This window comes from Longimicrobiaceae bacterium (genome assembly GCA_035936415.1).
Lineage (GTDB): Bacteria > Gemmatimonadota > Gemmatimonadetes > Longimicrobiales > Longimicrobiaceae > JAFAYN01.
The window spans coordinates 1-7,242 of sequence record DASYWD010000036.1; the positions used below are offsets into that span (position 1 = coordinate 1).

General features: G+C 72.7%; 6 protein-coding genes. All 6 read right to left on the reverse strand.

Going from position 1 to position 7,242, the window contains the following annotated elements; all coding sequences use genetic code 11:
• Window positions 1-49 precede the first annotated feature (49 nt).
• Entirely contained in the window at window positions 50-1,021 is a 972-nt protein-coding gene (locus VGR37_01455) for a hypothetical protein (GenBank protein HEV2146062.1), read from the reverse strand.
• 106 nt (window positions 1,022-1,127) lie between these two features.
• Complete coding sequence (locus tag VGR37_01460) at window positions 1,128-1,667, reverse strand: MOSC domain-containing protein (GenBank protein ID HEV2146063.1); 540 nt, start codon at window positions 1,665-1,667, stop codon at window positions 1,128-1,130.
• Between the two features lie 130 nt (window positions 1,668-1,797).
• Window positions 1,798-2,895 carry an aldo/keto reductase gene (locus VGR37_01465; GenBank protein ID HEV2146064.1) on the reverse strand — a complete coding sequence of 366 codons (1,098 nt, stop codon included), beginning with the start codon at window positions 2,893-2,895 and terminating at the stop codon, window positions 1,798-1,800.
• A gap of 133 nt (window positions 2,896-3,028) precedes the next feature.
• The gene (purF, locus tag VGR37_01470; protein ID HEV2146065.1) at window positions 3,029-4,414 is read right to left on the reverse strand and encodes an amidophosphoribosyltransferase; all 1,386 of its coding nucleotides are present in this window, start codon (window positions 4,412-4,414) and stop codon (window positions 3,029-3,031) included.
• A gap of 40 nt (window positions 4,415-4,454) precedes the next feature.
• Window positions 4,455-6,770: a phosphoribosylformylglycinamidine synthase subunit PurL gene (gene purL, locus VGR37_01475; protein HEV2146066.1), complete on the reverse strand. Its 2,316-nt coding sequence runs from the start codon at window positions 6,768-6,770 to the stop codon at window positions 4,455-4,457.
• Between the two features lie 31 nt (window positions 6,771-6,801).
• A partial coding sequence (locus VGR37_01480; protein ID HEV2146067.1) for a hypothetical protein occupies window positions 6,802-7,242 on the reverse strand: 441 nt, incomplete at its 5' end.

Below are 7,242 nucleotides of genomic sequence, written 5' to 3' on the forward strand. Positions count from 1 at the left end.
CGGGCGGGGGCGGCTCCTCGCTTGTCGGGGCAGGGGCGGCCCCCCGGGACTACCGCCTGGCCCGGGGATCGAGCCTGGCGAGCACGGCCGCCGCGGTCCCCAGCTCCAGCGAGAGCTCGAGCGCCCGCGGGTCCTCGCTCCCCCACTTCGGCGCGCAGAGCGCCTGCGCCGCCACCGTGATCGCCGTTCCCCCGTCGCGCTCGGCGAGCCGCACCTCGACGACGAAGCCCGGACCCGCCTCCCTGGACCACGGGGTGTAGTCGATCCCCGCAGGCCATCCTTCCGCGGGCGCGGACCGCCACGTGTCCGGCTCCCTGGCCGCCGGGTCCAGCGTGAACCCCAGGCCGGCCAGCACGGCCGCCACCCTCCCGCGCACCCCGACGAGAGGGAGCATGGAGGTGGCGGTGATCCGCGTCGCGTCCGGGTCCGCGGGTCCGCTGGCGCACGCGGCCGCTTCGCCGGCCGGCTGCATGGTGGAGCGGACGAATTCCCGCGCGAATTCGGCCACCAGGCTGTCGCTCTTCGTGCTCGGGGGGTGGGCGGCCCCCACCCTGACCATGTAGCTGCCGATCCCGTACAGCAGCACGTGGAGGCGCGTCGGCCGTCCCTTCACCGGGCCCGCCAGGCGCAGGTGCCGCCCGTGGGCGACCGCCCCGGCGTGCTCCACGCGCAGCGTGTCGTCCCGCTCCACCGCCAGCGAATCGAAGACGCCCTGTTCCACCAGCGCGGGGATCCGCTCGGGGAACGCGTCCGCTTCCCTGTCCACGGCCACGGAGTCGCAGGCCCGGTCGCACTCCGGGTCGTCGGGGAGCGGCTGGAGGAGGGCGTCCAGCTCGACCCCCTCGGCCGAGCGGTAGCGGAGATGGCCCCCTGCGCCGCCTTCGAGCTGCTTGATCGAAGCCAGACGGAACGTGCCGACGCGCTCCGGCGGAGTGAGCCGGGTGCTGATCGTGTGGGCCTGTCCGTGCGAAAGGGCAGGGAGGAGCAGCAGCCCGAGGAGGGCGAACCCGAGGACGCGCATCGGAGTGGGATCGGAGGGAAGAAGGGAGGGACAGAAACGGACGCCAAACATCCGATTGACGACGCACGGAGCGCCGGGTCACCTCCGGCCAGGCCGGCGGCGGCCTTCAGACCCGGTCGAGCGGCCGGTGCGGCCCGGGGGGCAGCTCTACCCGGATCGCGTCGCCCGGACGCACCTCGCCGCCGGTGAGGACCACCCCCATCACGCCCGCCTTGCGGACCAGGTTGCCGTGCTCGTCGCGGCCAAGTACCGCGGCCAGGAGTCCGGGCTGAAAGCGATCCAGCTGCGCGCAGGGATTGCGGAGGCCGGTCACCTCGACCGTCGCGCCACCCATGTGCAGCCGCGCGCCGACCGGGAGCGCGAGCAGGTCGACGCCGCGCGTCGTGACGTTCTCGCCCATGTCCCCCGCCGACACGACGAAGCCGGCGGCCCGCAGCTCGTCGTGCAGCTCGGAGTGGACCAGGTGGACCTGCCGAAGGTTGGGCTGCGTCGGGTCGGCGGCGACGCGCGAGCGGTGCTTCACCGTCCGACCCATGTGCGCGTCGCCCTCGACTCCGAGGCCGGGCAGCAGCCGGACGACGTCCTGGTTCGCCTTGCTGAAGGTGTGCGTACCGCTACGGCTCACGGCCACGACGACTCCGATCATCGGCTGCGCCCCTTCTGCGCATGGAGAAGCCGCTTCCACGTCGAGGTGACGGCAGGAGCGTCCGGACCGAACAGAGCCGCCCAGGCCATGCGACCGGGGCGGCTCTTCTTGCTCCGATACGGCCGCGGCGTCAGTCCGCAGCGCCCGCCGCGAGCTCCGTCTCCGGGTAGCCGTCGCCCTCGTAGCGGTACGGCGGCGCGATGGGCTCGCCCTCGCGGAGCATGGTGCCCTTGTACCGCATGTGCTCCTCGTGCACGTGGAAGTTCACGCGCTGCAGCTCGCGGATCCGGTCCAGGTCCTCGGCCGTGAGGTCCGGCTTGTCGGAGGCCGCGGCGAACTCCTCCAGTTGCTCCACGTTGTAGATGTTGGGGAGCGTGGTCATCACCGCGGGGGAGGCGAGCAGGTACTTGAGCGCCGCCTGGCCGATCGTCATGTCGCGCCCCTCGTGCAGGAAGCGCAGCGACTCCAGCTTCTTCAGGCCGTTGATCAGCCAGGAGCGCGGGCGGTGGCGCCGGTGGTCGTTCTTGGCGAACTCGGTGTCCTCCGTGTACTGGCCCTCCAGCATCCCCGAGGAGTGCGTCACCCGCACCTGGATCCCCGTCCGGCCGCTCTGCTCGGCGGCCTCGGTGAGGGCCTGCCCGGGGAACGGCTCCAGGACGTTGTTGATGAGCTGCAGGTTCTTCACCCCGCGCCCGCGGATCAGCTCCAGCCCCTCGAAGAGGTAGCCGTTGGACGGCCCGAGCGCGGCGCCCCAGGCGCGGATCTTCCCCTCCTCCTGCAGCCGCTGCAGCGTCTCCCAGATGGTGTCGTCCGGGACGTGCTCCTCGTGCGCGTTGTGGTAGGAGACGATGTCGATCACGTCCGTCCCCATCCGCTTCAGCGATTCCTCCACCGCGAAGCGGATGTGCTCCGGCGAGGCGTTGTGCGGGATCTCCTGCTGGCCGCGGCGCGCGTCGGGGTGGGCGTAGAAGTCGTACCCCACCTTGGTGGTGATCGTCACCCGGTCGCGCCGGCCGGCGAAGGCCCGGCCGAGCAGCCCGTCGGCGCGGCCGTTGCCGTAGGTGTCGCCGGAGTCGAAGGCGGTGACGCCCAGGTCGTGGGCGCGGTGGAGGAGCGAGACCGCCTGCTCGTCGGTGAAATCGCCCCACCATCCGGCGGCGAGCGTCCAGAGGCCGAAGCCGACCTCGGAGACGGTGATGTCGGTCCCGGGATAGGTGCGGTACTTCATCGGGCCCCCCTCAGGCGCGGTTGGATCGGAAACAGGTACGGGGTGCGGCGCCGCAAGGGCCGCACCCCGTCAAAGTAGGCCGTTTGCGGGCGGAGGCAAGTCGGGAATCGCCCCACACCGCGCAGGCCCCGCGTCAGCAGTGCGACGCCATCGCGAAGCCGCGCTCCATGTCCACCAGCGGGGCGCGGTAGTCGCCGGAGAAGCAGGCGGTGCAGAAGGTCCCCGCCTCCTCCACGCACTCCAGCATCCCCTCCGGCGTCAGGTAGCCCAGCGAGTCCACCCGCAGGAAATCGCGGATCTCCTCCACCGATTTGTTCGCGGCGATCAGCTCGTCGCGCGTCGGCATGTCGATCCCGTAGAAGCACGGGTGCCGCACCGGTGGGGACGCCAGGCGCAGGTGCACCTCCCGCGCCCCGGCCTCCCGCAGCAGGTTCACCAGCCCGCGCGAGGTGGTGCCGCGCACCAGCGAGTCGTCGACCACCACCACCCGCCTGCCCGCCAGGATCTCCCGCACCGCGTTGTACTTCAGGCGCACCTTGAAGTCGCGCCCCGCCTGGCTGGGCTCGATGAAGGTGCGGCCCACGTAGTGGTTCCGGATCAGCCCCAGCTCGAAGGGGATCCCGGACTGCTCCGCGTATCCCAGCGCCGCGGAGTTGGCCGAGTCCGGCACGGAGATCACGATGTCCGCGTCCGCCGGCTGCTCCTGGGCCAGCTTCCGCCCGAAGGCGCGGCGGGCGCGGTCCACGCTGTAGCCCCAGAGGCGCGAGTCCGGGCGCGCGAAGTACACCAGCTCGAACACGCAGGGCTGGCGGATCCCCTCCGGCGGGAGGGGGCGCAGCGCCGTGATCTCCGTGCCGCGGATGCGCAGCACCTCGCCCGGCTCCACGTCGCGCAGGTAGCGGGCCCCCACGATGTCCAGCGCGCACGTCTCCGAGGCGACCACGACGCCCCCCTGCGGGAGGTGGCCGATCACCAGCGGGCGGTACCCCCACGGGTCGCGGGCCGCGTACAGCGTGTCGCCCACCGTGATGAGCACGCAGAAGGCGCCCTGGAGCTGCGACAGCGCGTCGTCGATCTGCGCCTCCACGCCGTGCCGCTGCGAGCGGGCGATCAGGTGGACGACGACCTCGCTGTCGATGGTGCTCTGGAAGAGCGACCCCTCGTTCACCAGCCGCGAGCGCAGCTCGTTGGCGTTGGTGAGGTTGCCGTTGTGCACCAGCGCCAGGTCGCCCTCCCGGTACGTGACCCGGAGCGGCTGCGCGTTCTTGAGCCCGGCGCCGCCCGCGGTGGAGTAGCGGATGTGCCCGAGCGCCAGGTCGCCCGAGAGCCGGTCCAGCACCTCCGGCGTGAACACGTCCGACACCAGCCCCGCGTCGCGGTGCCGGTGGGTCGTCCCGGTCTCCGGGTTGAAGACGGCGATCCCCGCCGCCTCCTGCCCGCGGTGCTGCAGCGAGTGCAGCGCCAGGTACGTCAGCTTCGCGGCCTCGGCCGTGCCGGAGACCGCTACGATTCCACACATGGGCTGGTTGCCTTCGTTAGGGACGATCCGCGCGCCCGCCTCAGGGGTGCTGCGTGACCGGCGATTCCAGCGTCGTTGCCACGTCCGCGGGGGTGCCGTCCATCCGCCGCGGGATCGCGCCGTAGAAGAGGGCCGCCAGCTCCCGGATGGGAGCCTCCACGGCCGCGTCCCGGGTGCGGATGCGGAAGACGCCGTCCACGGCGCCCACCCGCCCGATCCGCTCCGCCGGGACGCCGTGCTCCGCCACGAGGCGCAGCAGCGCGTCCGTTTTCTCCGGCGCGGACGAGACCACCACCCGGCTCTGCGCCTCGCCGAAGAGGAGGGCGCCGCGGGGGAGCTCGTCCGGCAGCTCCACTTCTACACCGAAGGGGCGCACAGGATCGGCGAAGGCGGATTCCGCCAGCGCCACCGCCAGCCCGCCCTCGGCCGGGTCGTGCGCGGAGCGGACCAGCCCGGCGCGGATCGCGGCGAGAAGCGCGCGCTGCAGCGCCGCCTCGGCGTCCATGTCCAGCGCGGGGGCGTCGCCGGCCACGCGGCCGTGCATCACCTTGAGGTACTCGCTCCCGCCCAGCTCGCCGGTGTTGCGGCCCAGGAGCACCACGTCGTCGCCCTCGGCGCGGAAGCCGGAGGTAGTGACGTGCGCCAGGTCGTCCACGATCCCCACCATCCCCACCGTGGGCGTGGGGTAGATTGCGCCGCGGGGGTTCTCGTTGTACAGCGAGACGTTGCCCCCGGTGACGGGGGTCTCCAGGGCGCGGCACGCCTCCGCCATCCCCCGCAGCGCCTCGGACATCTGGTGGTAGACCTCCGGCTTCAGCGGGTTGCCGAAGTTGAGGTTGTCCGTAACGGCGCGGGGGAGGGCCCCGGAGCACACCAGGTTGCGGGCCGCCTCGGCCACCGCGATCCGGCCGCCGCGGTGCGGGTTCAGGTACACGTAGCGGGCGTTGCAGTCCACCGTCGCCGCGATGGCCCGGTTCGTCCCGCGCAGGCGGATCACCGCCGCGTCCGAGCCGGGGCCCACCACCGTGTTGGTGCGCACGGTGCTGTCGTACTGCTCGTACACCCAGCGCTTGGAGGCGATGGTGGGAGAGTCCAGCAGCCGCCGGAGCGCATCCGTCGGGTCCACGGCGGCGTCGGCCTTCGCGACCTCGGCGGGGTCCCAGGCGCGCAGGGCGGCAATCTGCGGGTCCTCGCGCCCCTCGCGGGTGTAGGTGGGGCAGGCGGTCACCAGCGGCTCGCCCGGCAGGTCCACCACCACCCGGCCATTCTCGCGGACCACGTAGCGGCCGGTGTCGGTCACCTCGCCGATGGTCTCCGCGTCCAGGTCCCACCGCCCCAGGATGGCGCGCACGTCGTCCTCGCGGCCGTTCTTCGCCACCACGAGCATGCGCTCCTGCGTCTCGGAAAGGAGGATCTCGTACGGCGTCATCCCGCTCTCGCGGACCGGGACGCGGGTGATCTCGATGTCCACCCCGGTCCCGCCCCGCGCCGCCATCTCCGTGGAGGAGGAGACCAGCCCGGCCGCCCCCATGTCCTGGATCCCCACGATGTGCCCGGAGCGGATCAGCTCCAGCGAGGCCTCCAGCAGCAGCTTTTCGGTGAAGGGGTCGCCCACCTGCACCATGGGGCGCTTGGCCTCGCTCTCCTCCGACAGCTCCGCGGAGGCGAAGGTGGCGCCGTGGATCCCGTCGCGCCCCGTCTTCGAGCCCACCGCCATGATCGGGTTGCCGACGCCCTCGGCCACGCCCTTGATCAGCTCCTCGTGGCGCATCAGGCCGATGGCCATGGCGTTGACCAGCGGGTTCCCCTCGTACGCGGAGTCGAAGTACACCTCGCCGGCCACGGTGGGGATCCCCACGCAGTTGCCGTAGTCGCCGATCCCCTTCACCACCCCCGCGAAGAGGAAGCGCACCCGGTCCGCCCCGGGGCCGTCCAGCTCCCCGAAGCGGAGCGAGTTGAGCACCGCGATGGGGCGCGCGCCCATGGTGAAGACGTCGCGCAGGATCCCGCCCACGCCGGTGGCCGCCCCCTGGTACGGCTCCACCGCGGAGGGGTGGTTGTGCGACTCGATCTTGAAGGCCACCGCCAGCCCGTCGCCCACGTCGATCACGCCGGCGTTCTCGCCGGGCCCCTGCAGCACCCACGGGGCCTCCGTGGGGAACTGGCGCAGCAGCGGGCGCGAGTTCTTGTACCCGCAGTGCTCCGACCACATGGCGCTGAACACGCCCAGCTCGGTGAAGGTGGGCTCGCGTCCCAGGATCCCCAGGATCAGCTCGTACTCGTGCTCGGAAAGGCCGTGCTCCGCGACCAGCTCGGGGGTGATCGCGGGGTCTCCGGGACGGGGCTGGACTGGCACGTTTCTCCTGTTCTGTTCGTTCGCGGCCGCGTCAGCGGGGGGTGCCCGGGGTCTGCGGCCGGATGGTTCGGGGCGTCACGTTGCGCTCGCGCTCGCGGATCCGCGGCGTCATCGTGGAGTCGGCCACGGGGACGTCGCGGTTCTCGGGACGGACGGTGCGGGGGACGACGTTGCGCTCGCGCTGCTGGCGGACCTGGTCGAGCGCCTCGTCCGTGAGGACGGTGTCGGCGCCCACCGCGTCGCGCACGATGATGCCTCTGCGCGGGTCGGCCGGCGCCGCGCCCTGCCGGGCGGAGTCGTCGCCGTAGACGATGATGCCGCTCCGCCCGCTCTGCGCCGCCCGGGTGTCGCCGAGCGAGATGTCCTCGCTCCCCGGGATGGTGACCCGGATCCCGGTGACCTGTGCCTCCCCCTGCGCGGCCTCCGTCGCGCGGGCGCGTCCGCCCGCGGGCGCGGCGCGGCCCGCCGGGGC